Consider the following 24,990-nt stretch of genomic DNA (forward strand, 5'->3'; position numbering starts at 1 on the left):
TACTGAGACGGTAGTCTCAATCCATCTTGTGAAATGAAGTCATTTCACACCGGGAGTTAGGGCCGGATGGATGTGTGAGGACAAAAAGGGGAATCCGTGAGAATTCGTTGCTATGCGGCCGCCGCACTGAGCGCGCTCGTCGCCATCACCGCGGCACCAGCGCTGATCGTTGCACCGGCCAGCGCCAACCCGGCCGTGAAGGTCGCACCCGCGCCACTGCTACCGCTCCCATCAGAACTCGATCGAGACTTCTACCGACCGTCTGCAGCAAAGGTCGCCGCCGCCAAGCCCGGCGAAATCTTGCGGGCACGGAAGATCACTCCAGCCAACTTCGGCTTGGTGCCGATCAATGTCGACGCATGGCAACTCACGTTCCGCTCCACCGACACCCAGGGCCGCGCAATTCCGGCAGTCACCACCGTGCTGAAGCCGCGCGGCACCACCAAAGACATGAAGCGCGGTGGTGCCCGCAAGGTGATCTCCATGCAGATTGCCGAGGACTCGACCGCCGGCCACTGCTCGGTGTCGTACGCGGTGCAGCAGTTCAACGCGAGTTCGCTCCTCGGACAGGTGGTTGCTCCCGCCGAACTGTTGATTGCGCAAGGTTTCCTCGACCAGGGCTACGCGGTGGTCCTGCCCGACCACGAGGGCCCCAATCACGCCTACGCGGCAGGCCCGCTCGGGGCACGGATCACTCTCGACAGCCTGCGCGCAGTCAAAGCGTTTGCCCCGTCGAGCATCACCGAAGCATCCCCGATCGGCCTCTACGGCTACTCGGGCGGCGCCATCGTTACCGGCCACGCGGCCGAACTCAAGAAGAGTTACGCACCGGAACTGAACATCGTCGGTGCGGCCGAGGGCGGCGTTCCCGCCGACCTAAAGGAACTCCTGCTGGCTGCCCAGAACGGCGCGACCAGCGGCCTGGTGTTCGGTGCCGTTGTCGGCCTGACCCGCGAGTACGACTATTTCCGCGACTTCACCAACCGACACGTCAACCCGGTGGGCAAGGCCGTCATGGCACTCAAAGCTCCGCTCTGCGTGCAGTACCAGTCGATGACCTTCCCGTTCATGAACAATCTCGGGTTCATCCAGTGGCCGGGTGGTGCCCTCCGCGCACCGGCGGTCAAACGCCTATTGAACGACACCAAGATGGGTAAGTCCCTGCCCGATATGCCGATGTACATCTGGAACTCGTCGCTCGACGAGATCGTGCCCATCCATCAGGTCGACACCCTGGTGAAGACGTACTGCCGCAATCCGGAAGCTCAAGTCACCTACACGCGAGATCACTTGTCGGAGCATCTCATTGGCGAGATCTCGGGCGCACCGATGGCGTTTCTATGGCTCAAGGATCGACTGGACGGCAAGCCAGCCAAAGCCGGTTGCACCACGCGCGATGAGTTGACGATGGCCTCCGACGCACAGTGGTGGCCGACGTTCTCCGCCACCATCGGCACCAACCTCGCCGGACTCTTCGGTAAGGCCTTGGGCGCGGGACGATAGCGGGCGTCCCCGGTTGGTCTCGGTCGCCCACGGTTAATGTTGAGGGGTGAGCGAACCGAGGCTGTACCGGGGGCAGTCGATCGAAGATCGGCGGCTCGACCGCCGTCGTCGCTTCTGCGAATCCGGACTCGCACTGTTTGGCACGGCCGGTTTCGCGGCGACGTCGGTCGCCACCGTCTGCAAACATGCCTCGCTGTCATCGCGTCAGTTTTACGTGGAGTTCGACGATCGAGAGTCGTTGCTACGCACTATTTACGACCAGATCGAGGATGCCGCGTCGACCAAGGTGGAGGCCGCTGTCACCGCCGCGTTCGAGGCGGGCGGCAACCTTGACGAGGTGCTCGACGCGGGTATCAGTGTCTTCGTGGAACACTTCGCGGCCGATCCGCGGCGGACGCGACTGTGTTTCGTGGAAGTAGTCGGCGTGAGCGCCGAGTTTGAACGTTACCGCGCCGAGCGTCGGACCCGGTGGGCAGATCTGTTGTCCGCGGTCGCATCCATCGGCATCGACCGCGGCTTGATCACCGAACCGGCCGACCCCCTTCTGTGGACCGGGTTTATCGGCGCGGTCAACACAATTACTGTCGCGCAGTCGAATTCACCGGAACTCACCAGCGACGACACTCTGCGCGCCATGCGCACCCTTTTGCACCGAGGCGTACTTGGTTAGGGTGGCTTCCCTCTAGGCTTTGGCCATGACTGCTCCCCAAGGGATTTCGCCCAGGCGCCGGATTGAACTCGGCGTTCTCGCGATCCTCGCAATCGCGTTGGGAGCACTCCTCCTCCTGAGGCCCTTCCCCAGCATTCCGTGGATGGCCGCCATCCTGGCCATTGCGCTGATCGTTGTCGGCGTCCTTGACCTGATGGATGCCGAGCTTCGCCGAAATCCCGTGCGTCTCGCAGTCGCGGTGGCGCTCCCCATCGTCGGCGTGGTGCTGCTGGCATGGCGGGGTCTCTCGATCTTCGGAATCGCCGTCGCCGCCACCATTGCGTTGGGTGTTTGGGGCATTGGTCGGTGGCTCCGCGCCGCGCGGGGTGCGCACGCCTGGTGGGTCGATGTCCTTATGGGTGTGGCGGCGATCGCCGCGGCGGTCCTGGCCCTGTCGTGGCCGGGCGTCAGCGTGTTCCTCACTGTGCAAGCCGTCGGTGTTGCACTTATCTGGCGCGGCGGGGCCGAACTGATTCGCGTGGTTCGTAATCGCCGCAAGATGGTCGAGGCTGCCGACTCGGTCAGTCGCTGGCGTACCTTCCTCGGCACCGTCGCCGCCCTCGTGGCCGTCGCAATCACGGTGCCACTGGCTATCGCGACCTTCGTCGTTCGCGGCACCGCACCGGTCCCCGGACCCTTCTACCAGGCCGATCTCCCCACCAATACTGCACCGGGAACCCTGCTGCGGGTCGAACCATCGACCCAGGGCACACCGACCGGTGCCCGCGCTTGGCGGATTCTCTATTCGACGATGCGCGGCAACTCACCGGCACTCGCGAGCGGCACCGTGCTGATTCCCGACACTGCACCGGCCAAGTCGGGCCCGCGACCGGTGATCGCGTGGGCCCACGGCACCACGGGCGTCGCCGAGAATTGCGCGCCGTCCATGATGGCCGAACCATTCGGTCACATTCCCGGCCTGAAGCAGGTGATCGCTAACGGGTGGGCCCTGGTTGCTGCCGACTACATCGGATTGGGAACGAAGGGTCCGTCGCCGTATGTGATTGGTGAGGGTGAAGCGCGATCGGTTCTCGACTCCGTCCGCGCAGCCAGGTCGCTCCCCGATCTGACCCTCAGCAATCAGACTGTGGTGTGGGGCCATTCGCAAGGTGGGCATGCCGCGCTGTGGACCGAGTTGCTGGCACCGTCGTATGCCCCCGAAGTGACGATTATCGGCACCGCCGCGCAAGCACCCGCGGCGAACCTGCAGGACCTTGCGGTGGGGATGGAGACGATGGCTGGTGGTTCGCTACTCGCGTCGTATGTTCTGGAAAGCTACGCACAGGCCTATCCAGACGTCTCGTACGCCGATTATGTGAAGGTCCAGGCACGACTGCCGATCCGCGGAATGGCCTCGCGCTGCCTGTCGTCGAAGGCCCTACCGGTGTCACTCGCCGAAGCCTTGCTCCTCGGCAAGAACTTCTACTCCCAGCCGCCCACTTCGGGACCGCTTGGGGTGCGGCTCGCTGAGAACACACCCAGCGCCAAACTCCCGTATCCGACGCTCATCAGTCAGGGCTTGTCTGACGAGGTGATTAGCCCGGGTTCCCAGAATTCTTTCGTGGCCGACCAGTGTGCAACCGGCAGCAATGTGGAGTATCGAACGTATCCGGGGCTGGGGCATATGACGCTGATCGAGGACGACTCCCCCGCCGTTCCCGACCTGTTGTCGTGGACGCAGGCTCGGTTCGACGGGGCGCCCACCACACCGAATTGCCCATCCGCTCGGTGACAACGATCCCCGGAATTGAATCAGTTCGTCGTCTGATCAATGTCAATCTGGAAACGAACCGCGGACGGGAAATGGCCCAACCCTAGTATCGGGTAATGCCCCATATCGGGTCCGCCGTGCGCTGCTCGCGGCAGCATCGTTCCTCATCGGGATCGTGCTGATTCTGCGGCCGTTTGACTCGCTCACCTGGTTCGCCGTTACCTTGGGCCTTGCCCTCATTCTCGGTGGCGTCATTGAGATCATCCGCGATCGAGATCAGCACAGCACCTTCTCCACGGCATGCGGTTACATCATGATCGCGTGCGGAATGATCGAGGCAATCTGGCCGGGCCTCACGTCGTTCGGAATCAGTGCCGCAACCACCGCGGGCCTCGCGACTTTCGCGGTCTCGCGCCTCGTCGACGGTGTTCGCGGGACCGGCAGTCCGCGCGTAGCGGACGGTCTGATCGGCATCGCAGCTTTGGCTCTGTCGTACGTCGCCTATGCCACGCCGGGCGTCAGCATCTTCGCAGTGGCGCTGGCAATCGGGATCGCGCTGATCTGGTACGCCGTCGCCACGGCCGTTTCGGTGTTTAGTCGAAGTCCGCTACTTTCTCCCACACCTGTCCCCCGCATTGCTGCCGCCCTGCTCGCGGTTGTCGTAGCAGTCCCGCTCGCGGCGGTCAGCTTTCAGACACGTCAGGGCACTCCCGTGGCCGACAACTTCTACGAGGGTGCGGCCGAAGGACCCCCGGGAACGCTCCTTCGGGTGGAACCGTTCAACCGCGAGATCGGTAAAGGCAGCAAGGCCTGGCGGATCCTCTACACCACTCGACGCGGCGATCACCCGGCCCTGGCCAGTGGGATTGTGGTTGCCCCATCGGGTGAGCCGGGCACCGCACACCCGGTCATCGCGTGGGCGCATGGAACCACCGGCACTGCCGCAGGATGTGCGCCGTCGTTGCTGGAGAAGCCGTTTACCGCCGGCGCCATGCCTGCGTTGTCGCGGGCGATCGACGAAGGCTGGGCGGTCGTCGCCCCGGATTACATCGGACTGGGCACCCAGGGCCCACACCCTTATCTGATCGGCGAAGATGAGGCACGGTCCACGCTCGACGCCGTACGTGCGGCTCGCTCGGTCGACGGCCTCTCGTTGGCGAACGAGACCGTAGTTTGGGGTTACTCGCAGGGCGGGCATGCCGCGCTCTGGACGGATTTAACGGCACCGAGTTACGCTCCGGACGTCCCACTGTCGGGAGTCGCTGCCTTGGCACCCGCATCGGATTTGCGGGCGATCGCCCACAATTTGCCGTCCGCGCGCGGCACCGCAGCGTTCGGTGCCTACCTCCTGGACGCCTATTCGCACGTCTACCCCGATGTGGATCCCGATCGCTACCTGCGTCTCCAGGCCCGACTGCCAATGGAGGCCCTGCAGGACAAGTGCCGCACCGCGCCGGGATTCGCGACAGCCTTAACGCAGTCCATTGCGGTCGGCACCAATCCGTACTCGCAGGATCTCGATACCGGCCCGATGGGCCGTCGTCTGGCCGAGAACACGCCCGTCGGCACCTCGACCACACCACTGCTGATTCTCCAGGGCGGCGACGACCAGTTCATCGCCGAGAGGGCACAAACGGGCTACGTCAACCAGTTGCGCGCCGTAGGCACCCCCGTCGACTATCGCACCTACCCCGGTATCGACCACCCGGCCATGGTCGCCAGCGACTCACCGGCCATCACGCCCCTCATCGACTGGACCCGCGACCGCCTGAAGTGAGCACCGCCCTCACCCATTTTCATGCCCGCCTCCTCGCTCCGCTCGTCGCGCATTTCTGTCACGATTCGGCACTAACCATCACCGATCGGGTCAATCGGTGATGGTTAGGCAGACGCAAAACTCGCAGATGTGACAGAAATGAGGAGATTTGGGCGCCCGGCAGCCCGGAGTACGCCGTACGACGACGCGCGCCGCACCTATTCCTGGCCGAGTTGCTCCACGAGTGCGTCGAGGACGGACTTGTCTTCGATGGTTGACGGGACGGAATACTCTTCGCCGTCGACGATCTGACGCATCGTCTTGCGGAGGATCTTTCCCGACCGAGTCTTCGGCAACCCCTGCACGACGGTCACGTCGCGGAATGTCGCGACGGCACCAATCTCGTCGCGCACCAATTTGACGAGGTCGGCGCGAAGGGCGTCGTCGGAGATGTTTGCGCCCGCTTTCAGAACCACGTAGCCGCTCGGGCGCTGCCCCTTGAGGTCATCGTGGATGCCGATGACGGCGCACTCGGCAACGTCCGGGTGCGCGGCGACGACCGCTTCGATACTTCCCGTGGACAGTCGGTGACCGGCAACGTTGATCACGTCGTCCGACCGCCCGAGGACGAACACGTAGCCGTCCTCATCGATGTACCCGGAGTCGCCGGTCAGGTAGTAGCCGGGAAATGCTTGCAGATACGACGACCGGAAGCGGGCTTCGTCCTGCCACAGGCCAGCCAGGGTGCCCGGAGGCAACGGCAGCTTCACGACGATGTTGCCTTCGGCCGTCGCCGCGACCTGCTTGCCGTCGGCGTCGACAACCTGCACGTTGAAGCCGGGTACGGGGACAGTCGCGGTACCAGGCTTGAGCGGCATGGGTTCCAGGCCACGCAGGTTCGCCACGATGGCCCACCCGGTCTCGGTCTGCCACCAGTGGTCGACGACCGGGACGCCAAGCTTGGCCGACGCCCAGGCGAAGGTGTCCGGATCGAGGCGCTCTCCCGCAGCGAACAACGTCGTGAACTTCGACATGTCGTAGTTCGCGAGTTCTGCGGCCTCGGGGTCGGCCTTTCGAATCGCGCGGATCGCGGTGGGTGCGGTGAACAGTGCCGATACCCCGTGCTCGGCAATAACGCGCCAAAACGCGCCAGCGTCAGGGGTTCCGACGGGCTTACCTTCGTACATCACGGTGGTCGCGCCCAGCAGTAGCGGACCGTAGACGATGTAAGAGTGTCCGACCACCCAGCCGACGTCGGACGCCGTCCACCACACGTCCTCGGGCGAGACGTCGTAGACGTACCGCATCGACCACGCCAGCGCCACGGCATGACCACCGTTGTCGCGGACCACGCCCTTCGGCTTACCCGTGGTGCCGGACGTGTAGAGGATGTACAGCGGATCGGTGGCTGCCACTTCGACGGCGTCGGCCGGTTCGGCGGTCGCCATCTGTTGATCCCAGTCGAGCCAGCCGAAGTCCGTGGCCGATCCACTAACTTGCGGGCGGTCTTTAACGATCACCGTGCTCGGCGCCATTTCCGACAGTCCCAGCGCATCGCGAACCATCGGCAGGTATTCGACGGTGCGCCCCGGTTCCAGACCACCGGATGCGGTGACGATGGCAACGGGAGCGGCGTCGTCGATGCGCGTGGCAAGTTCGGGGGCAGCGAATCCACCAAACACCACCGAGTGCACCGCGCCGAGGCGGGCGCAGGCGAGCATGGCGATCGCCGCTTCGGGAATCATCGGCATATAGATAATGACGCGGTCACCCTTGGAGACGCCCTGCCCCGCCAGCACACCGGCGAACCGGGAGACCTCATCAAGCAATTGCGCATAGGTATAGGTGCGCTTCTCGCCGACCATCGCCGAATCCCAAATAAGGGCGTCACGGTCGCCACGGCCGGCGGCGACGTGGCGGTCAAGGGCATTGCTGGAGGTATTGAGGGTGCCGTCCGGGAACCATCGGTAAATGGGCGGAGCGGAATCGTCGAGTGCCTTCGTGGGTGGGGTCATCCAGTCGATCGCGGAGGCCGCTTCAAGCCAGAAGCCATCGGGGTCGTCAATACTGCGCGCAAAGGCGTCTGCGTAGTTGGCCATGCACGCCACGGTACTAATCCATCGGTGATGGCCATCACTTTTTGAGCGTGGAACCGCTCACATTCACTAAATTTTTGGTCACGGATCGATAACAGCCCGTTTGCGCGGCGACCAGGCGATACTCCCAAATTACACGCCTGCAATTGTCGGCCCGATGTGATGGCAGCCACATTTTTTCGGCGTGACCTCGGGTTTTGCAGCCAGTACTGTCACTTCAGTCCACGAACGCGGCATGAATTTACGCCAGCCGCGCCCCAGGAGGAATTGATTTATGAGCTTCACCAAGCTTGCTGCACGTACCGCTATCGCTGGCGCCATCGCCATTGCCCCGCTGACCCTCGCCGCAGGTGTCGCCTCGGCTGACGCCGGCCACAACTGGGATGCTGTCGCACAGTGCGAGTCGGGCGGCGACTGGTCCATCAACACCGGCAACGGCTACTACGGCGGCCTGCAGTTCTCGCAGAGCACCTGGGAAGCCAATGGCGGTACCGGCAACGCTGCGAACGCTTCGCGCGAAGAGCAGATCCGCATTGCCGAGAACGTCCTTGTTACCCAGGGCGCAGGCGCATGGCCTACCTGCGGTGCCTACCTGTAAGCACCAAAACTAGTTCGTTGGTTGAACCCGGTCGCGCACGGCGCGGCCGGGTTCAACGCTGTCTAGACCGCATGCTTCTTGCTTGACCTATGGTCGAAGGACAACCAGCACGAGTGGGAGAAGGTCAGGCCAATCATGTCGACGCTCTCGTTTACGAGTCTCGGTGCTGCGGGCACCGTCACCGGGTCCAAACATCTCCTGCAGCGCGACGGCGCGACAATTCTCGTCGACTGTGGACTGTTCCAAGGCATTAAGAATCTCCGCGAAGCCAACTGGCGTCCGCTCCCCATCGACGCGACTGCCGTGGACGCCGTCGTCATCACGCACGCGCATCTCGACCACACCGGTTACCTACCTCGGCTAATCCGCGACGGCTTCCGCGGTCCCATATTCATGACCCCGGCGACCCGCGACGTCGCCGAGATCATCCTGCGCGACTCCGCTCACCTGCAAGAACGCGAAGCGATGCTCGCCAACAAGCACAAGTCCACCAAGCATTCCCCCGCCAGAGCGCTGTACGACGTCGCCGACGTGGAGCAAACCCTCAGCCAGATCCACACGCGCGCAGCCGGAAAGTCGTTCGCACCCATCCGTGACGTTCGCGCCCTATACCGCGGTGCCGGGCACATACTCGGTGCAGCGACACTGGAAATCGAGTGGGGCGGGGTCACCGTCGCCTTCAGCGGCGACCTTGGCCGGTACGACGATCCCCTCATGTACAACCCGGAACCCATTCCGAGCGCCGACTACCTCGTATGCGAATCCACCTATGGCGACCGTCTCCGCGACGCAGCCGACCCAGCCATCGAACTGGGCCGCATCATTACTGCGACCACCGACCGCGGCGGGACAGTCGTCATCCCGGCTTTCGCAGTCGGCCGGACGCAGATGATTCTGTACTACCTGTGGACGCTGAAACGCGCAGGCAAATTGCCCAATGTGCCGATTTACGTCGATAGCCCCATGGCGATCAACGCGGGCGAACTGATGCGCACACACCCGGCCGCGCATCGCCTTGACGTCGCCCACACCGATGACATGTTTTCCATCGCCACCTACGTCCGCGACCCCGAAGCGTCGAAGGCCATTTCCGCCGATCGCAAACCGAAGGTCGTGCTGTCGGCCAGCGGGATGGCGACCGGTGGGCGCGTCCTCCACCACCTCGCGGCGTTCGCACCCGGCTCGCAGAACACCATCGTGCTGGTCGGCTACCAGGCGGTGGGAACCCGGGGACGGTCGTTGGCCGACGGTGCCCGCTACCTCAAGTTGTATGGCGAGTGGATTCCAGTTTCCGCACGGATCGAAAATCTGCACATGCTGTCGGCGCACGCCGACGCGGACGAACTCATCCGGTGGATGCGCGGCTTCGCTCATCCACCCAAGCGGACATTCTTGGTGCATGGCGAACCCAATGCGTCAGAGTCCCTCCGTCACCGACTTGACCACGATCTCGGCTGGCCCGCGGTGGTTCCGCACCAGAACCAACTCTTCGAACTGCCCTAGGCGTCGGTCTATCCCCAGGTGCGGGCTTGTTCGACGATAAATCCGACGATGATCACCGCGCTGCCGCCGATTTCGGCGATGATCAGCGCCACCATCGACGCCGATAGGGCTGGCGATGTCGGATGGAATTGGTTCGTGGTGTCTTGCTTGTATCCGTGAAGGCAGTACGCGGCGATCGCGCTGACGAAGAACGCCACCACGATGACCAGAGCGGTGACATTCACGACACTGGGCCAGGCACTGAACTGCACAAAAATTGCGAGCATCGCGGTTGCGAAGGAGTACATCAGGGCTGCCCGGTGGGCGATGTCGACGTAGATGTGCGCCTGCCCCGTCGCACTGTGCATGATCTGCCAGTACTTCCACACTCCGAGGAGCAAGGCCCAAAGAAAAATGAGGCCGGCTGCGATCATTCCGACTTGGGTCGCGAGCGACAATGTCATGAGTCAGAACCTAACAGTTCGCGCACCGTCGGCTTTGGCTGTCTACGGCGGACCGTTGCTACGGTGCAGTCATGGCCCCCCAACAAACTTGGATGCGCTCTTCTCGTCTCGTGCCATTGGTCGCCGTCATCGTGGGCATTGCTGCGGTTGCGTTCGTCCTCTTCCAGGCATCGGACAAGGAGGAAGCCGCCAAGCAACAGTCCGACCACGGCTTTGCTGCGGTCGAACAATCAGAGTGGGAGCACCGCGACCCGGAAGACCCGATGGCCCTTGGCGACGTTGATGCGCCCGTCGGGCTCGTCGTCTTCAGTGATTTCCAGTGCCAGTATTGCGCCAAGTGGTCACATGAGACCCTCCCAGAGCTCCTGAAATACGTCGACGACGGCAAGCTCCGCATTGAGTTCCGCGAAATGAACATCTTCGGTGCCGAATCCGAGCAGGCTGCCCGCGCCGCCTATTCGGCCGGCTTGCAGGGCAAACTCCGCGAGTATCACGCCCTCCTGTTCCCGGAGGGCAAGCATCGCCCCAAGAACCAGTTGAACGACGACGCCTTGGCCGACCTGGCAAGCCAGGCCGGACTCGACGTCGAACGATTCAAGACCGATTACGGTTCACGACGGGTGCTGTCAGCTATTCGTGACAAGGCGAGCGACGGTTTTACCGCCGGTACCGTCTCGACACCGGCTTTCATCCTGGCGAACCAACCGATTCTTGGTGCGCAGCCGACCAGCGTCTTTACCGACAAAATCGACAGCGTGCTCGACGCTTCCGGAAACTAGCGGCGACCTGTGGATATTGGACTCGCGACCGCGTTTCTCGGTGGTGCCCTCAGTCTGATTAGCCCGTGCAGCGCGCTGCTTTTGCCCGCCTATTTTGCGTCGGCGGTCGGATCTGGGGCGCGCCTAGTTCTCCACACGAGTGTCTTCTACGCTGGGCTGCTGCTGACCCTGGTTCCGGTGGGAATTGGCATTGGCGCCGCGGGGCGCATGTTTGTGGAGCATCGATCGGCGATCGTCGCACTCACCGGTCTCGCGTTGGTCGTGTTCGGCGTCATTGCGATGTTCGGTCGCGGCTTCGATTTGGCGGGCAAGATGCCCGGAGTGGACCGATTACGCCACGCCGCGCAAAACCGGTCGGGGTTAGTTAAGAGCGCGGTCCTCGGTGCGGCTTCCGGAGCCGCAACGTTCTGTACCGGCCCGATTCTGGGTGCCGTGTTGACGCTGGCTGCCGCTCAGGGCGATGAAGTTGGCGCGGGTATTCTCTTGGCCGTGTACGGGGCGGGCATTGTGGTTCCGATGATGCTGTTGGCTTTGACCTGGCAACGGTTGTCGGACCGTGGTCGGGCGATTATCCGTGGACGCGAGTTCACCGCGCTGGGCAGAACGTGGCATACATCGTCGGTTCTGACGGGGATTTTGCTGATCGCCGCCGGTTTGTTCTATTGGCTGACCGACGGATTCGTCGGCGTCGCCGACCCGGTGGGCGGCGGCGTCACGGACAAACTGGCGACGATTGCCGAAACGCTGTCGCGACCGGAAGTCGATATTGCGTTGATCGTGCTCGCCGTGGGCGGAGTGCTGTTCTGGTGGTGGCGCGGACAGCGTCGTGCCGAAGTCGACGCCGATCGTCACCCCGCCGAGTAGGCACCTAACGGACGCGGGGGCGGCGGGCAGCTACCGCTTCCAGTGGCGAGCGCCGGGCAACCCAGTCGCCGGCATCGACGTGCACCCAGGTGGCCAGTTCTACGGCGGCCCGCAGGTCAGCGCGTAGGTCTCGCCGATGGATCGGCTCGTGGTGAGCGGCCCGATTCCGAACGAAAGCGAGTGTGGTGAGGTGGCGTTCGACGCCCCTGCGGCGTTCCCGAATGTCCCGGTAACCGGAGGGAAAGGCCTTATGGAGAGCGGGCACCCACAGCGATGTCAGGTAGCGCTGCGCCACTAGGTAACGCCAGAAACCGATGGTCAGTTCGGCAACAACTTGGTCGTGGTACTCGGTGCTCACCCCGCGATTCTCGACGCTGCGCTGTGCGCGATCGAGGTCTTCGAGCCCCCGCGCTTCGATCGGAATGATCTCGAACCACGAGTCGTCGCCTCGGTGGCGCGCCCAATCCACCAATTGCGTGTCCATCGCGTTGCGGGTCACCACTTCGACCATCGCGACAGTCGCCATCACGGCAGCCGACGCCATGATGTTCCAATCGTAGAGCCGGAGTGCCGCAGCAATGTCGCCACGCGCGGCGTCTAGATACGACCGCAACCGCACCGCGGTGAGCAGTCGTGGCACACCGGTCAGCCCTGTGGGCGCGCCCCACCGATTAGTCGTTGACATCTCCCAACACCCCCGTATCGTTGGTTGACGAAGACCCCGGAACGATCCCTGGCGACAAGCCACATCGCCGGGGTTACGTCGTTCCCGGTGCCCCGATGCTCAACAACATAGACCCGACCTACGACAATTGGACGCCGCTGGTGTCACGAACTCCGCTGATCATCGTGGCCCGGGGTTAGCGTTAAAGACGATTCGCCGATTCCCGGTCAAGCTTCTGTCAGCCGCCGATACAACGCAGCAGGCCGCCCCCTTAGGCTCTCCGCCAATACTGGTTCGCCGTCGAGAAGGACCGGGTCCAGGAGCGGTTTCATGCGGCGGTTGAAGTTGTCCTTGTGAAGGCGTTCGCCAATCACGGCTTCGTGCACCTTGCGTAGTTGATGGAGAGTGAATGGCTCGTCGAGGAAGCCGTCCGGATCCGGGAGCGTATCGGCGTACCGGTGGCGAAACTCGTAACGCGAGCGAAGTTCCCTGACTGCGTCAGCAACGATCTCGTCGTGGTCGAACTGCAGTGGGCTCTCCCCGTCGAGTCGGCCGTCGTGATCAACTCGAACCAGATGGCCATGCGCCGAAGTCAGATCCGCTTCCCGCACCGAGATGGCGTGTGCCGCCGAGATCACCCAGGAACGACTGTCGCGGTTCGGGTCGTCGAACAGGCGCAGCAGTCTTGGGTGCACCTCTCTGCCGAACTCGACCCCCACCTTGCGTCGAAAAACCTCGGCGGTGGTCTGGGCAACGGTTGTGCGTTCGCGCACGAATCCTCCGGGGAGCGCCCGACCATCCGGGTCCGTGCGGTCTTGGATTAGCACGCGCAGTTCAGGGATTGCCGCTGTCGCACCGACAACCGTGAGAATCGCTAAGTCGACCGTCACGCCTGGTCGCGGGTACTTCTCCAATGCACTGTTCGCCACCCCCAAGACATTAGCGCGTATCGAGTGCTAATGTTTAGCTATGATGACATGCTAAAGGAGTTGGGATGACGCAGGACAAGAATTTCGAGCGCGACGGCAGCAGCGACGCACTGTGGGCAGATTTCCAGGCGGCCGACCGCAAATCCGAAGCCGCGGCCCACCACCCAAGGAACCGAGACCATCTGATCGGACTGGTGAAGGACACCCTGCGGGACAAGTTCGGGCAGCAACCGTTGGTCGATGACGACGGCGACTGCGTCCTGGACCATCTGGGCCACAAAGTGTGGGTCAGGGTACTTCCGGACGCCCCGCTCATCGTTGCCTTCAGCCGTGTCGCGCACGGTGTGTACTCACGGCGAGCGACCGAGGTGGAACTGGGAATTCTCAACCGCCGCAGCGTGGTCACCAAGTGGACACTGGTCAATCGGTCCATCTGGCTGGAAAGTGCGATGATCTGCACGCCCTTCGCTCCACAGCACCTATCGCTACTGCTCGACCAGTTCTTCTCAACCATGACGTCAACCCGCGATGACCTCGCTTATCGCACCGGCTCGGAGGTGGCCTAAATGAAATTGACTCCCGCACAACTCGATCGCGCCTGTGGCGCGGTCCTCGGTTCGGCCGTCGGCGACGCACTTGGCGCACCCTACGAGTTCGACTACCTGCGGCCAGGCCCCGACGGCCCGCAGATGCTCGGCGGTGGCCTCGGGAACTTCGCCCCGGGCGAGTGGACCGACGATACGACGATGGCCTGGGCCATCTTGGACACATCGGCATCCGGTCTCGATCTACGCTCCGAGGAAGGCCTCACCGCCGTCGCCCGCCGCTTCCGTGACTGGTACGACTCCGGGCCCGCCGACATCGGCAACCAAACCCGCGCGGTACTGCGCGCTGTCGGGCCAAACCCGACAGGGACAGCCGCCACTGCCGCGTCCATCGAGCATTGCAAGTCTGTCACTCACTCCGGCGGTAACGGATCCCTCATGCGCACCGCCGCCGTCGCACTTCCATACCTGCACGACCCCGCCGCCGTCGCCGACGCAGCGCGGAAAGTCAGCGCGCTGACGCACTACGACCGCCGCGCTCAGGAGGCGTGCACGTTGTGGTCGTTGGCCATTCGTTGCGCGGTTGTCGACGCCAGGTTCGACGTGCGCGCCGGCCTGAACTCCCTCGACGACGAGGCCGCCGCCTATTGGAGTGAGCGCATCGACGAAGCCGAACAGCGCGAGCCCGCGGAGTTCACCCCGAACGGCTGGGTGGTTGCCGCGTTTCAGGCCGCATGGTCGGCCATCGTCCACACCCGGGTACCTATCGATCAGCCGTGCCGACACTTCGGAGAAGCACTGACCACCGCCATCCGCATCGGCAACGACACCGATACCGTCGCCGCGATCGCCGGCGCCCTCCTCGGTGCCCGGTGGGGTGCATCCGCTGTACCAGCACGGTGGCGTCGCATCCTCCACGGCTACCCGGGACTAAGCGGCGAACAGCTCGTCGGTCTCGTACACCTGGCCGCCACCGGCGGACCCGAATCGCACGGATGGCCCACCGCCACCCGGATCGACTACCCCGCCAGCCCGCCGATTCTCGTCCAACACCCGCACGACGATGGCGTGTGGCTCGGGGACGTCACCGCGCTGGGCGCGCTCCCCGCCGACGTCAGCGCGGTGATCAGCCTCTGCCTCGTCGGAACAGACCAGATCGCACCCGATGTCGAGCACATTCCGTTCCGCCTAATCGACGAACCCGGTGCACAGATAAACCCCAACCTCGACTTCGTCCTCGCCGACGCGGCCGCCACCATAGCGGCGCTGCGCAGCGAGGGACGCGAGGTACTGGTGCACTGCGTCGCCGCGCAAAGTCGGACCCCGGCGGTCGGTATTGCGTACGCAATTACCAAGGGCGTGAACCGCCAAGCAGCGACCGAAGCAGTAGCTGCCGCCGTCTCCGGAGCTAACCCGAATCCGGGATTCCGCGAGTCGCTCGCACGATTGGAGTCGTCATGGCAACGCGGCCTCCGCCCGTAACGGTGCCCCCTAGTCGGCCTGACGCTCACGTTCCATCAGGTAGAGGGCTCGTGACTCACGGGCGTTGCGGCCGCGGAGGTCGTGCAGCAACTCCGGCGGCAGACTGACGAACTCGTAGTCGGCGTCAAGCGAACCGAACGCCATCGCCACCCAGCGGGCGTCCTCAACGTGCAGCGTCACCAAAGAACCCTCGGGATGATCGGCCGCTTGTGCCCAGCGGCCGATCTTCGCCCGTACCACCTCGGGCGAGGCATGGACCACGGCGGTGACCTCGTGCGATTGGTGGACGGCGCGGAGGCTGCCGCGAACAAACTCGCCTGCGTCACCACCGGGAATCGCCCGCGGCCGGAAACTCCGCTTGCCCGGTGTTGCATTCTTCAACCGGTCGAGCCGGAAGGTTCGCCAATCCTGGCGACCCAGGTCGTAGGCCAGCAGATACCATCGTTGACCTACCGGGACCAGGCGGTTCGGCTCCACGCGACGACGGCCGGGCGTACGGCCAGCCCGCGCAGCGGGGGCATAGTCGAATTCGATTTCGACGGTGTCGCGGCAGGCGAGCGCCACCGTCGTGATGACTTCGGCGTCCAACGGTGGCGCTGACTGTCCGGGGATGGCGACGCTCATCGCGCGTAAAGCGTCGGCGCGCTTGCGAAGCTTCGGCGGCAGCACCTGCGTAACCTTCGCCAACGCGCGCACCGACGCTTCCGCCACCCCTGCCGCAGACCCCGAGGCCGCGCTCCGCAAAGCCGCGACGATTGCGACGGCTTCGGCTTCGTCGACCACTAGCGGAGGCATTGATCCACCCGGTGCCAACTGGTATCCGCCGCCCGTGCCACGCACCGACTCCACCGGGTACCCCAACTCCCGCAGACGTTCGACGTCGCGGCGCACCGTTCGCTCGGTGGTCTCCAGCCGCGCGGCGAGTTCCGCTGCGGCCCACAGTCGATGTGCCTGAAGCAACGCGAGCAGCTTAAGGGTGCGTGTCGTCGTAGCGGCCATGGGTTCATGGTGCCGGATTCAGCGGACAGAAACTGTCCGGAAAGCTGAAATTGATTGCGGACACTTCCTGTCCTTTGAGGTCCCTAACGTCATGGTCACACCAAGTTGCGATCCGACCAAAGGAGCCCGAAATGACTGTCACGTCCGAGGAAGACGCAAGAAGCGGACCCATCGCGAAGCTCACTGAGACCACGTCTCAGACTGCGCTACCGACACTCAGTCCGCGGGCCCGGACCATCGCGTTGATCTGCCTGCTCGCGGCTTCATTCATGGAGTTGATGGATGCCACCGTCGTCAACGTCGCCCTCCACACGATGACCGACGACCTCGGTGCTTCAGCGAGCGCCCTGCAGTGGATTGTTGCCGGATACCCCCTGGCCTACGCCGTCGGACTGATTCTCGGTGCTCGCCTCGGGGACCGGTTCGGCCGACGCCGCCTCTTCATCATCGGGCTCGCCGCGTTCGGGGCCGCCTCGCTCGCCTGCGGACTGGCCGCCGATCCCACCCAACTCGTCGCCTTCCGGATCGTGCAGGGAGTCGCCGCAGCACTCATGGTGCCGCAGGTCCTGACCAGCATCCAGGTGATGTACGCCCCCGAAGAACGAGGCAGGGCGATGGGCCTGTTCACCTCGATCATTGGGCTGGCCGCCGTCAGCGGCCCGGTCTTGGGTGCGTTCATCACGAGCGGCGACTGGTTCGGCATGTCGTGGCGGCCGATCTTCCTGATCAACGTGCCGTTGGCAGTCCTCGCGATCATCGCCGCACGCGCCTTTGTCCCCCAGACTCGCGCCGACAAACCGGCACCCATCACCGCCGGATCGGCCATCGTCCTCGGTTTGTCGTTGGCGGCGATCATGCTGCCGATAACGCTCGGCCCGGAGAACGATTGGCCTGCCTGGGGGTTCGGACTCATCGGCTCCGGAGTTCTCGGTTTGGGCGTCTTTGCCCAGCAGCAGATCAACGCGCAGCGAAGCGGCGTTGAGCCGATGATTCCGCCAGCCCTGTTCCAAACGCGATCGTTTAGCGCGGGCCTTGCAACGTTCGGCGCATTGATGATCCCGACCGGCGGCTATTTTCTGGTGCAGTCGCTGCACGTGCAGCTTGCCCTGGGCTGGTCGGTGCTGCACACGGGATTGATGTGGATCCCGTTCTCGCTCGCGGTTCCCGCTTCGGCTGGTTTGGCTGCCACGATGTGGGCCCCGCGTTTCGGCAAGCGCGTCTTGCAATACGGTGCCGTCGTCTTCATTGCGGGCATGCTGACGATGGATTTCGCCGAGTCTTCGGCGCATCCGGCGCTCTGGTTCACCGTCGCGTTGACTGTTTCGGGCCTCGGGTTCGGTGCCATCGTCGGATCGGCAGGCCTTCTGGTGCTCGACGAGGTGCCGGTCAATCTCGCCGGTGCCGCCTCGGGCGTCTTCAATACCGTGCAGGCGTTGTCGGTCGCGATTGGTGCGGCCGTAATCGGCACTGTCTACAGCAGCGTTGGCACCACCCACGGTTTGGAAGCCGGCTACCGCGCGTCGTTCGCCATCATGGTCGCCTTCCTCGCGGTGGGTGCCATCGTCGCCCAGGCAATGCCCAGCCCAACCCCGCGCTAACTGGTTCTCGCATGATGCGTTGATTCCCGCACTACGTCTGACATAGTGCGGGAATCAACGCATCATGCGAGAAGGGCGGCGCGGGGTGGCGATAGCGGTCTGACGTAGGCTGCAGGTTGCTCCCGCGCGGCAGGAACCCGGTTCAAATCCGGGGCGGTTCCGCCACTGTGACGTCGCATTGTCGACGAAGCCAGATACTGCGCGCGGGTTGATCCGACATACGACGGGGCGCGAACCCCGGAGGAGGAACTGCCGCCATGGCATCAACTGGTGTGCCCTCGGCACGCATTGCGCTGCTGTCCACGTCCGACACCGATCTGCTCTCGGCGCGCGCAAGCGATGCCGCCTATGTACTGGCCAACCCGACCCGCAGCAACGACGCCGAACTGACAGCGGCCGTCGAAGACGCGAACTTAGTCGTTGTCAGACTCCTCGGTTCGCCCCACGACCTTTGGCCCGGTCTTGCCGCAGTCCGTGACCGCGGCACACCGGTGGTGGTTCTTGGCGGAGAGCAGGAACCCAACGCCGAACTGATGGAAATCTCCACCGTCCCGATGGGCGTTGCCGCACAGGCCCACCGCTACCTTGCCGAAGGCGGCCCCAACAATCTCGCCCAACTGCACGCCTTCCTTTCCGACACGATCCTCCTCACGGGCGAAGGATTCGAGGCCCCGGAACCCATCCCGAACTGGGGATTCGTCGACCGGAAGCCCATCGACAACCAGCGTCCACGAGTAGGAGTCCTCTTCTACCGCGCTCATCAGGCCAGCGGCAACACCGCGTTCGCGCACGCCTTGGCCGATGCGATCGACGCGACCGGACAGGCTGTTGGCCTACCGATCTTTGCTGGCTCATTGCGATCCGCGCCGGACGACCTCTTCGACGCACTCGGCACCCTCGATGCACTGATCGTGACGGTCTTGGCAGCAGGCGGCTCGGTGCCTGCAACAGCCAGCGCCGGCGGCGACGATGAAGCATGGGATGTCGCGCGCATGGCCGCCCTCGACATCCCGATCCTGCAGGGCCTGTGCCTGACGTCGAGCCGCGCCGAATGGGAGGCCTCCGACGACGGCGTCACCCCGCTCGACTCGGCCAGCCAGATTGCGATCCCCGAGTTCGACGGCCGGATCATCACCGCACCGTTCTCTTTCAAGGAGATCGACGACCGCGGTCTCCCGCACTACGTCGCCGACCCCGAACGGGCGAACCGCGTTGCCCGAATCGCCGTCAACCATGCACGACTGCGCGCTGTGGGAAACGCAGAGAAGAAGCTGGCCGTGATGCTGTCGGCGTATCCGACGAAGCACGCTCGGATCGGTAATGCGGTCGGTCTCGATACCCCGGTGTCGGCGATTCGGGTGCTGCGCCGCCTGCGCGACGAAGGCTACGACCTCGGCGGCGACAATCCCGTCACTCGACTTCTCGACTCCGACGACGACACCCGGGCTGGCGATGCGCTGATTCACGCGCTGATCGCAGCGGGCGGGCAAGACGAAGAGTGGTTGACGTCGGCACAACTCACCGACGCGCACGTGCGGATCACCAAGGCCGAGTACGACGAGTGGACCGCCGATCTGCCGACCGACCTCCGCGAGGCGACGGTCGACGCGTGGGGCGAGTCGCCGGGAAGCTTGTTCGTCAACGACTCGGGCGAGTTAGTCTTGGCCACCTTGCAGGCTGGCAACGTGGTGATCCTGATTCAGCCGCCCCGCGGCTTCGGTGAGAACCCGGTCGCGATCTACCACGATCCTGACCTGCCGCCGAGTCATCACTACCTTGGTGCCTATCGGTGGATTGAGCACGGCTTTGGTGCCGACGCGATCATTCACCTGGGCAAGCACGGGTCGATGGAGTGGCTGCCGGGTAAGAATGCGGCGCTCTCGGCGTCGTGCGGACCGGATGCCGCGCTCGGCAGCCTGCCGCTGATTTACCCGTTCCTGGTCAACGATCCCGGTGAGGGTGCGCAGGCCAAGCGGCGGGCGCACGCGGTGATCGTCGACCATCTGATTCCGCCGATGGCGCGCGCCGAAGCCTACGGCGACATTGCCCGACTCGAGCAGCTTCTCGACGAGCACGCCAACATCGCCGCGATGGACCCGGCGAAGCTGCCCGCGGTCCGCGGCGAGATTTGGCAGTTGATGCGGTCTGCGGAAATGCATCGCGACCTCGGCCTGGAGGAACGCCCGGAAGACACCGAGTTCGACGACTTCCTCCTGCACGTCGACGGGTGGCTGTGCGAAATCAAGGACGCCCAGATCCGCGACGGCCTGCATGTTTTGGGTGCGGCACCGACGGGTGAAGCCCGAGTGAATCTGGTTCTCGCGATCTTGCGGGCCGCACAGGTGTGGGGCGGGGTCGGAAATGCGCTGCCCGGGTTGCGGTCGGCCCTCGGCTTGGCTGAGGGCGCCGAACTCGCGGAGGTCAATGCCGTGGAGGCGCAGGCTCGCCGGTTGGTTGAGCAGATGGAACAAGCCAATTGGGATCCGACGGTCGTCGCCTCCTTGCACGACGACGTCGGCGTGCAGGGCGTCCTGACGTTCGCGGCCGAGCAGGTTGTTCCCCGGTTGGCGCAAACCACCGACGAGCTCGACGCGATCACGCACGCTTTGAACGGCGGCTTCATCCCGGCCGGACCGTCCGGTTCACCGTTGCGCGGCCTGGTGAATGTCCTGCCGACGGGCCGCAATTTCTACACCGTGGATCCGCGGGCTATCCCCTCGCGGTTGGCCTGGCAGACCGGGCAGGCGATGGCCGATTCGCTCATCGCCCGGCACCTTGATGAGACCGGGACGTACCCAAAGTCGGTGGGCCTGTCGGTGTGGGGCACCAGCGCCATGCGTACCTCCGGCGATGATATCGCCGAGGTCCTCGCACTCCTGGGCGTTCGCCCCGAATGGGACGAAGCCTCGCGGCGCGTCAGTCGCCTTACCGTGATTTCACCCGCCGACCTCGGACGCCCGCGGATCGACGTGACCGTCCGAATCTCTGGGTTCTTCCGCGACGCCTTCCCCCACGTGGTGGCGATGCTCGACGACGCCGTGGCGATGGTGGTCAACCTGGACGAGGACGCCGAGACCAACTTCCCGCGGGCCAACTATCTGGCCGACCTCACCGTGCACGGAGACAAGCGCCGCGCCTCAACGCGAATCTTCGGGTCGAAGCCGGGCTCGTATGGCGCGGGCATCCTGCAGGTGATCGAATCCGGATCGTGGCGCGACGATGCTGACCTCGCCGAGGTTTACACCGCGTGGGGTGGTTTCGCGTACGGACGTGACCTCGACGGCGCTCCGGCGGCCGACGATATGCGCGCAAACTATCGACGCATCACGGTGGCTGCCAAGAACGTCGACTCCCTGGAGCACGACATTGCCGATTCCGACGACTACTTCCAGTACCACGGCGGCATGGTCGCGACCGTCCGCGCGCTCACCGGCAGCGACCCGAAGGCCTACGTCGGTGACTCCACCACGCCCGACGCCATCCGGACGCGCACGCTCAGTGAGGAGACCGCCCGCGTCTTCCGTGCCCGCGTGGTGAATCCGCGGTGGATCGCCGCCATGCAGCGCCACGGTTACAAGGGCGCCTTCGAGCTGGCGGCGACCGTCGACTACCTCTTCGGTTTCGACGCGACAGCGGGCGTGGTTCACGACTGGATGTACGAGAAGCTCTCGCACGAGTACGTCCTCGATGAGACCAACCGAGAGTTCCTCCGCACGTCGAACCCGTGGGCGCTGCGCGGCATCGTCGAACGACTACATGAGGCGGCCGAGCGCGGTCTGTGGGCCGACCCGGACCCGGACACCCTCACCGCGATGGCCGAGGTGTACCTCGAAGTCGAGGGCGATCTGGAGGACGGAGTACACGTATGACGGCGACGAAAGTACGCATCCTCGGGATTGGGATGGGTCCGTCGCAGGTAACCGCCGAGGTCGCCGAGGCCTTACGGACCTGCGATTACGTCATCGCCGCCGCGAAGTCCGACGACGATCCGCTCCTTTCCGTGCGCCGCGCCGTCGCGCAGTCATCGCGGATTCCCGTGGTGGCCGTCCCCGATCCAGAGCGCGATCGCAGCGACTCTGGCGACTCCGGCGACTACGTGACCGCTGTCCGCGACTGGCACGAGGCCCGCGTCGATGCCTACGAAAAGGTGTTGCGCGCACGCGGCGGCACCGCCGCCTTCCTGGTGTGGGGCGACCCCTCGCTCTACGACTCGACGATCCGCGTCGTGGAGCAACTCGCCGACCGGATGCCGCTGGAGTACGACGTTCTCCCCGGCATCAGCGCGCCGCAACTGCTTGCGGCTCGGCATCGCATGGTGCTGCATCCGGTGGGTGTTCCCGTCCACATCACGACCGCCCGCCGGTTGCATGACGACATCGCCGCCGGTCAGCGGAATGTGTGCGTCATGCTCGGCGGCAGTCCGGACCTTTCGGGGCTCGGTGACTGGTCAATTTGGTGGGGTGCCAATTTGGGCGATGCCTCCGAAGAACTGGTCGCTGGGCGGGTCGCCGACGTTGCCGAAGAGATCGACCGGGCCAAGTCAAGGGCCAAGCAGAAGGTCGGCTGGGCAATGGACGTGTACCTGCTGAGGGCACCCTGATGGCGGGTTTGCTGGTGGCCGGAACCACCTCCGACGCGGGCAAGAGCATCGTCACGTCCGGCCTCTGCCGAGCCTTGGCTCGACGCGGCATCTCCGTGGCCCCGTACAAGGCGCAGAACATGTCGAACAACTCGATGGTGTGCGTGGCGACCGACGGCACGACCGCCGAGATTGGTCGTGCCCAGTGGGTCCAGGCGTTGGCGGCCGGGGTTCCGCCGGAACCGGCGATGAACCCGGTCTTGCTCAAGCCCGGTACCGACCGGCGCAGCCACGTCGTCGTGATGGGACAGCCCGCTGGCGAGGTGGATGCCGCCGACTGGACTACCGGCCGACGGCATCTCGCCCGTGCGGCCCATGCCGCCTACGACGGCCTCGCCTCGCGTTTCGACGTCGTCATCGCCGAGGGTGCCGGCTCCCCCGCCGAAATCAACCTGCGCGCGGGCGACTACGTCAACATGGGTTTGGCTCGACACGCCGGTCTGCCGACAATCGTGGTCGGCGACATTGATCGCGGCGGGGTTTTCGCCGCCATGTTCGGCACCCTTGCCCTCTTGGAACCCGCAGATCAACAGCTGGTCAGCGGGTTCGTCGTCAACAAGTTCCGCGGCGACGTCGGACTGCTGACGCCCGGACTGGACTCGCTGGAACAGCTCACGGGCCGACGGGTGTTTGGCGTGCTGCCATGGGATTCGACCCTGTGGTTCGATTCCGAGGACGCCCTCGATCTCGCGGGCCGTCGCGCCCGTACCGATCGAGCGCGGAAGGTCGTCGTGATCCGACTCCCCCGGATCAGCAACTTCACCGACGTCGACGCGCTCGGTCTGGAACCGGACGTTGACGTGGTATTCACCACCGACCCGCGCGAGGTGTCCGATGCCGACCTCGTGGTGCTGCCGGGGACACGCTCAACCATCGCCGACCTGGCGTGGCTTCGTTCCCGCGGAATTGATCGGGCCCTCATGAAGCACGCTGGGCAAAACCGCCCGCTCCTCGGCATCTGCGGCGGGTTTCAGATGCTCGGCCACACCATCGCAGATCCTCACGGCGTGGAATCCCGGGCGGGTGTCTCGGTTGACGGCCTGGGGCTCCTTGATGTCCGGACCGAGTTCCAGGCAGAGAAGAACCTGCGATTGCCGAGCGGTTTCGCTTTGGGTGCCCTCGCGAATGGTTACGAGATCCACCACGGTCACATGACGGTCGCGTCCGGCGAGGACTTCCTCGGCGGAGCGCGGTGGGGCCAGGTGTTCGGCACCATGTGGCACGGAAGTTTAGAAGGCGACGACTTCCGCCGCGCCTTCTTAAGCGAGGCCCTCGGTATCGCACCCTCGACGGTGTCGTTTCCGCAGGCCCGCGAAGCTCGACTCGACCGTCTCGGTGATCTCGTCGAAGAACACCTTGACGTGGAAGCACTCATCGAATTGGCCAGGTCTGGGGCACCCAAGTCGCAACCGATTCTCCCGCCGGGAGGTACCCCATGAAGGTGCTTCTGCTCGGCGGCACCGGTGAGGCCCGCGCGCTGGCGTCACACCTGGTCGCCACCGGTATCGACGTCACCAGTTCTCTTGCCGGCCGCGTCGCGCGGCCACGACTGCCGGTCGGCGAAGTCCGGATCGGCGGCTTCGGTGGTGTCGATGGCCTGCGGCGCGCGCTGGCCGAGTACCACGCGGTGGTCGATGCCACGCATCCGTTCGCCCGCGGCATCAGCACGAACGCCGCACTCGCCTGCGATGCGGAGAACGTGCCCCTGATCCGATTGGCTCGCCCCGGTTGGGAACCGCAGGAGTCGTGGCGCTATGTCGATTCGCACGCCGACGCGGCTGTCGTAGCGGCGCGTCTCGGCAGCCGCCCCTTTCTCACAATTGGGCGGCAGGAGTTGGCGCAGTTCATTCCAGACCTCGGTGAGCACCACGTGTTGGCTCGAGTGGTTGATGTACCGGACGTGACGATTCCGTCGTCGTGGAAACTAATCACCAGCCGCGGCCCGTACACGCTCGACGGCGAGCGGGCATTGATGCGGTCGCACGCCAGCGACGTCCTCATCACCAAGGACTCCGGTGGCAGCTTTACCTGGCCGAAGCTGGCTGCCGCCGCCGAACTCGGCGTACCGGTCGTAGTTGTCGCGCGACCGCCGTCCCCCTCCGGGGTCGCCACCGTGAGTACGGTCGACGAAGCGTTGGTCTGGGTGCTGACTCAGTAGCCAGACCAACGCAA

General features: G+C 64.6%; 20 protein-coding genes and 1 riboswitch. Of the genes, 15 read left to right on the top strand and 5 right to left on the bottom strand.

Annotated elements, in window-relative coordinates; all coding sequences use genetic code 11:
* Positions 1-102 precede the first annotated feature (102 nt).
* The 4 genes from WBA38_RS04515 to WBA38_RS04530 all read left to right on the top strand — a co-directional run bounded on the left by WBA38_RS04515 (position 103) and on the right by WBA38_RS04530 (position 5,700).
* Complete coding sequence (locus WBA38_RS04515) at positions 103-1,503, top strand: lipase family protein (RefSeq protein WP_424322219.1); 1,401 nt, start codon at positions 103-105, stop codon at positions 1,501-1,503.
* A 46-nt stretch (positions 1,504-1,549) separates the two neighbouring features.
* Positions 1,550-2,173, top strand: a complete 624-nt coding sequence (locus tag WBA38_RS04520; protein WP_424293792.1) for a TetR/AcrR family transcriptional regulator — start codon at positions 1,550-1,552, stop codon at positions 2,171-2,173.
* 25 nt (positions 2,174-2,198) lie between these two features.
* A complete protein-coding gene (locus WBA38_RS04525) occupies positions 2,199-3,944 on the top strand; it encodes an alpha/beta fold hydrolase (RefSeq protein WP_424322189.1) in 1,746 nt (581 codons plus the stop codon).
* A 121-nt stretch (positions 3,945-4,065) separates the two neighbouring features.
* Positions 4,066-5,700, top strand: coding sequence for a lipase family protein (locus WBA38_RS04530; protein ID WP_424322220.1), 1,635 nt, complete (start codon positions 4,066-4,068; stop codon positions 5,698-5,700).
* A gap of 197 nt (positions 5,701-5,897) precedes the next feature.
* Here WBA38_RS04530 and WBA38_RS04535 read toward each other — a convergent pair whose 3' ends face one another.
* The gene (locus tag WBA38_RS04535) at positions 5,898-7,778 is read right to left on the bottom strand and encodes a propionyl-CoA synthetase (RefSeq protein WP_424322190.1); all 1,881 of its coding nucleotides are present in this window, start codon (positions 7,776-7,778) and stop codon (positions 5,898-5,900) included.
* Between the two features lie 271 nt (positions 7,779-8,049).
* On the opposite strand from WBA38_RS04535, the gene WBA38_RS04540 reads away from it, so the two are divergent.
* Together WBA38_RS04540 and WBA38_RS04545 are read left to right on the top strand one after the other, a co-directional pair.
* Positions 8,050-8,373 (top strand): transglycosylase family protein, encoded by a 324-nt coding sequence (locus WBA38_RS04540; RefSeq protein WP_424297248.1) that lies wholly within the window; start codon positions 8,050-8,052, stop codon positions 8,371-8,373.
* A 135-nt stretch (positions 8,374-8,508) separates the two neighbouring features.
* Positions 8,509-9,876 (top strand): MBL fold metallo-hydrolase RNA specificity domain-containing protein, encoded by a 1,368-nt coding sequence (locus WBA38_RS04545; protein WP_424297249.1) that lies wholly within the window; start codon positions 8,509-8,511, stop codon positions 9,874-9,876.
* A gap of 8 nt (positions 9,877-9,884) precedes the next feature.
* Here WBA38_RS04545 and WBA38_RS04550 read toward each other — a convergent pair whose 3' ends face one another.
* A complete protein-coding gene (locus WBA38_RS04550; RefSeq protein WP_424297251.1) occupies positions 9,885-10,319 on the bottom strand; it encodes a hypothetical protein in 435 nt (144 codons plus the stop codon).
* 71 nt (positions 10,320-10,390) lie between these two features.
* On the opposite strand from WBA38_RS04550, the gene WBA38_RS04555 reads away from it, so the two are divergent.
* Together WBA38_RS04555 and WBA38_RS04560 are read left to right on the top strand one after the other, a co-directional pair.
* Positions 10,391-11,098, top strand: a complete 708-nt coding sequence (locus tag WBA38_RS04555; protein WP_424297253.1) for a DsbA family protein — start codon at positions 10,391-10,393, stop codon at positions 11,096-11,098.
* A 9-nt stretch (positions 11,099-11,107) separates the two neighbouring features.
* A complete protein-coding gene (locus WBA38_RS04560; protein WP_424297255.1) occupies positions 11,108-11,962 on the top strand; it encodes a cytochrome c biogenesis CcdA family protein in 855 nt (284 codons plus the stop codon).
* Between the two features lie 4 nt (positions 11,963-11,966).
* Here the strand turns inward: WBA38_RS04560 and WBA38_RS04565 are convergent, their stop codons facing one another.
* Both WBA38_RS04565 and WBA38_RS04570 read right to left on the bottom strand, forming a co-directional pair.
* The gene (locus WBA38_RS04565) at positions 11,967-12,647 is read right to left on the bottom strand and encodes a hypothetical protein (RefSeq protein WP_424295109.1); all 681 of its coding nucleotides are present in this window, start codon (positions 12,645-12,647) and stop codon (positions 11,967-11,969) included.
* Between the two features lie 206 nt (positions 12,648-12,853).
* On the bottom strand, positions 12,854-13,555 hold the full coding sequence (locus tag WBA38_RS04570; protein WP_424295107.1) for an NrtR DNA-binding winged helix domain-containing protein: 702 nt from the start codon (positions 13,553-13,555) through the stop codon (positions 12,854-12,856).
* Positions 13,556-13,620: 65 nt separating this feature from the next.
* On the opposite strand from WBA38_RS04570, the gene WBA38_RS04575 reads away from it, so the two are divergent.
* Together WBA38_RS04575 and WBA38_RS04580 are read left to right on the top strand one after the other, a co-directional pair.
* Positions 13,621-14,121 carry a T3SS (YopN, CesT) and YbjN peptide-binding chaperone 1 gene (locus WBA38_RS04575; protein ID WP_424295105.1) on the top strand — a complete coding sequence of 167 codons (501 nt, stop codon included), beginning with the start codon at positions 13,621-13,623 and terminating at the stop codon, positions 14,119-14,121.
* Positions 14,122-15,582, top strand: a complete 1,461-nt coding sequence (locus WBA38_RS04580; protein WP_424295103.1) for an ADP-ribosylglycohydrolase family protein — start codon at positions 14,122-14,124, stop codon at positions 15,580-15,582.
* A gap of 9 nt (positions 15,583-15,591) precedes the next feature.
* On the opposite strand, the gene WBA38_RS04585 is transcribed toward WBA38_RS04580, so the two are convergent.
* Positions 15,592-16,581, bottom strand: coding sequence for a helix-turn-helix transcriptional regulator (locus tag WBA38_RS04585; RefSeq protein ID WP_424295102.1), 990 nt, complete (start codon positions 16,579-16,581; stop codon positions 15,592-15,594).
* 131 nt (positions 16,582-16,712) lie between these two features.
* Here WBA38_RS04585 and WBA38_RS04590 point away from each other — a divergent pair, with 131 nt between their 5' ends.
* The 5 genes from WBA38_RS04590 (at position 16,713) to WBA38_RS04610 (ending at position 24,976) form a co-directional block, all read left to right on the top strand.
* Positions 16,713-18,179 carry an MFS transporter gene (locus WBA38_RS04590; protein ID WP_424295100.1) on the top strand — a complete coding sequence of 489 codons (1,467 nt, stop codon included), beginning with the start codon at positions 16,713-16,715 and terminating at the stop codon, positions 18,177-18,179.
* Positions 18,180-18,309: 130 nt separating this feature from the next.
* A riboswitch (cobalamin riboswitch) is annotated at positions 18,310-18,379 on the top strand.
* Positions 18,380-18,436: 57 nt separating this feature from the next.
* Positions 18,437-22,048, top strand: a complete 3,612-nt coding sequence (gene cobN / locus WBA38_RS04595; RefSeq protein ID WP_424322191.1) for a cobaltochelatase subunit CobN — start codon at positions 18,437-18,439, stop codon at positions 22,046-22,048.
* Positions 22,045-22,779 (top strand): precorrin-6A synthase (deacetylating), encoded by a 735-nt coding sequence (gene cobF / locus WBA38_RS04600; protein WP_424296324.1) that lies wholly within the window; start codon positions 22,045-22,047, stop codon positions 22,777-22,779. The genes cobN and cobF overlap by 4 nt, the downstream gene beginning before the upstream one ends.
* On the top strand, positions 22,779-24,257 hold the full coding sequence (locus tag WBA38_RS04605) for a cobyric acid synthase (protein ID WP_424322193.1): 1,479 nt from the start codon (positions 22,779-22,781) through the stop codon (positions 24,255-24,257). Before cobF ends, WBA38_RS04605 begins: the two co-directional genes overlap by 1 nt.
* Positions 24,254-24,976, top strand: a complete 723-nt coding sequence (locus WBA38_RS04610) for a cobalt-precorrin-6A reductase (protein ID WP_424322194.1) — start codon at positions 24,254-24,256, stop codon at positions 24,974-24,976. The genes WBA38_RS04605 and WBA38_RS04610 overlap by 4 nt, the downstream gene beginning before the upstream one ends.
* The last annotated feature ends 14 nt before the right edge of the window (positions 24,977-24,990 follow it).

This window comes from Gordonia sp. (in: high G+C Gram-positive bacteria) (assembly GCF_049647785.1).
Classification (GTDB): domain Bacteria; phylum Actinomycetota; class Actinomycetes; order Mycobacteriales; family Mycobacteriaceae; genus Gordonia.

What these genes read in the sequence shown, in the direction of transcription:
- WBA38_RS04565 (WP_424295109.1), bottom strand. Translation starts at nt 12,647, where the DNA reads ATGTCAACGACTAATCGGTGGGGCGCGCCCACAGGGCTGACCGGTGTG.
- cobN (WP_424322191.1), top strand. Translation starts at nt 18,437, where the DNA reads ATGGCATCAACTGGTGTGCCCTCGGCACGCATTGCGCTGCTGTCCACG.
- WBA38_RS04550 (WP_424297251.1), bottom strand. Translation starts at nt 10,319, where the DNA reads ATGACATTGTCGCTCGCGACCCAAGTCGGAATGATCGCAGCCGGCCTC.
- WBA38_RS04590 (WP_424295100.1), top strand. Translation starts at nt 16,713, where the DNA reads ATGACTGTCACGTCCGAGGAAGACGCAAGAAGCGGACCCATCGCGAAG.
- WBA38_RS04525 (WP_424322189.1), top strand. Translation starts at nt 2,199, where the DNA reads ATGACTGCTCCCCAAGGGATTTCGCCCAGGCGCCGGATTGAACTCGGC.
- WBA38_RS04580 (WP_424295103.1), top strand. Translation starts at nt 14,122, where the DNA reads ATGAAATTGACTCCCGCACAACTCGATCGCGCCTGTGGCGCGGTCCTC.
- WBA38_RS04610 (WP_424322194.1), top strand. Translation starts at nt 24,254, where the DNA reads ATGAAGGTGCTTCTGCTCGGCGGCACCGGTGAGGCCCGCGCGCTGGCG.
- WBA38_RS04555 (WP_424297253.1), top strand. Translation starts at nt 10,391, where the DNA reads ATGGCCCCCCAACAAACTTGGATGCGCTCTTCTCGTCTCGTGCCATTG.
- WBA38_RS04545 (WP_424297249.1), top strand. Translation starts at nt 8,509, where the DNA reads ATGTCGACGCTCTCGTTTACGAGTCTCGGTGCTGCGGGCACCGTCACC.
- WBA38_RS04535 (WP_424322190.1), bottom strand. Translation starts at nt 7,778, where the DNA reads ATGGCCAACTACGCAGACGCCTTTGCGCGCAGTATTGACGACCCCGAT.
- WBA38_RS04540 (WP_424297248.1), top strand. Translation starts at nt 8,050, where the DNA reads ATGAGCTTCACCAAGCTTGCTGCACGTACCGCTATCGCTGGCGCCATC.
- WBA38_RS04605 (WP_424322193.1), top strand. Translation starts at nt 22,779, where the DNA reads ATGGCGGGTTTGCTGGTGGCCGGAACCACCTCCGACGCGGGCAAGAGC.
- WBA38_RS04575 (WP_424295105.1), top strand. Translation starts at nt 13,621, where the DNA reads ATGACGCAGGACAAGAATTTCGAGCGCGACGGCAGCAGCGACGCACTG.
- cobF (WP_424296324.1), top strand. Translation starts at nt 22,045, where the DNA reads ATGACGGCGACGAAAGTACGCATCCTCGGGATTGGGATGGGTCCGTCG.
- WBA38_RS04585 (WP_424295102.1), bottom strand. Translation starts at nt 16,581, where the DNA reads ATGGCCGCTACGACGACACGCACCCTTAAGCTGCTCGCGTTGCTTCAG.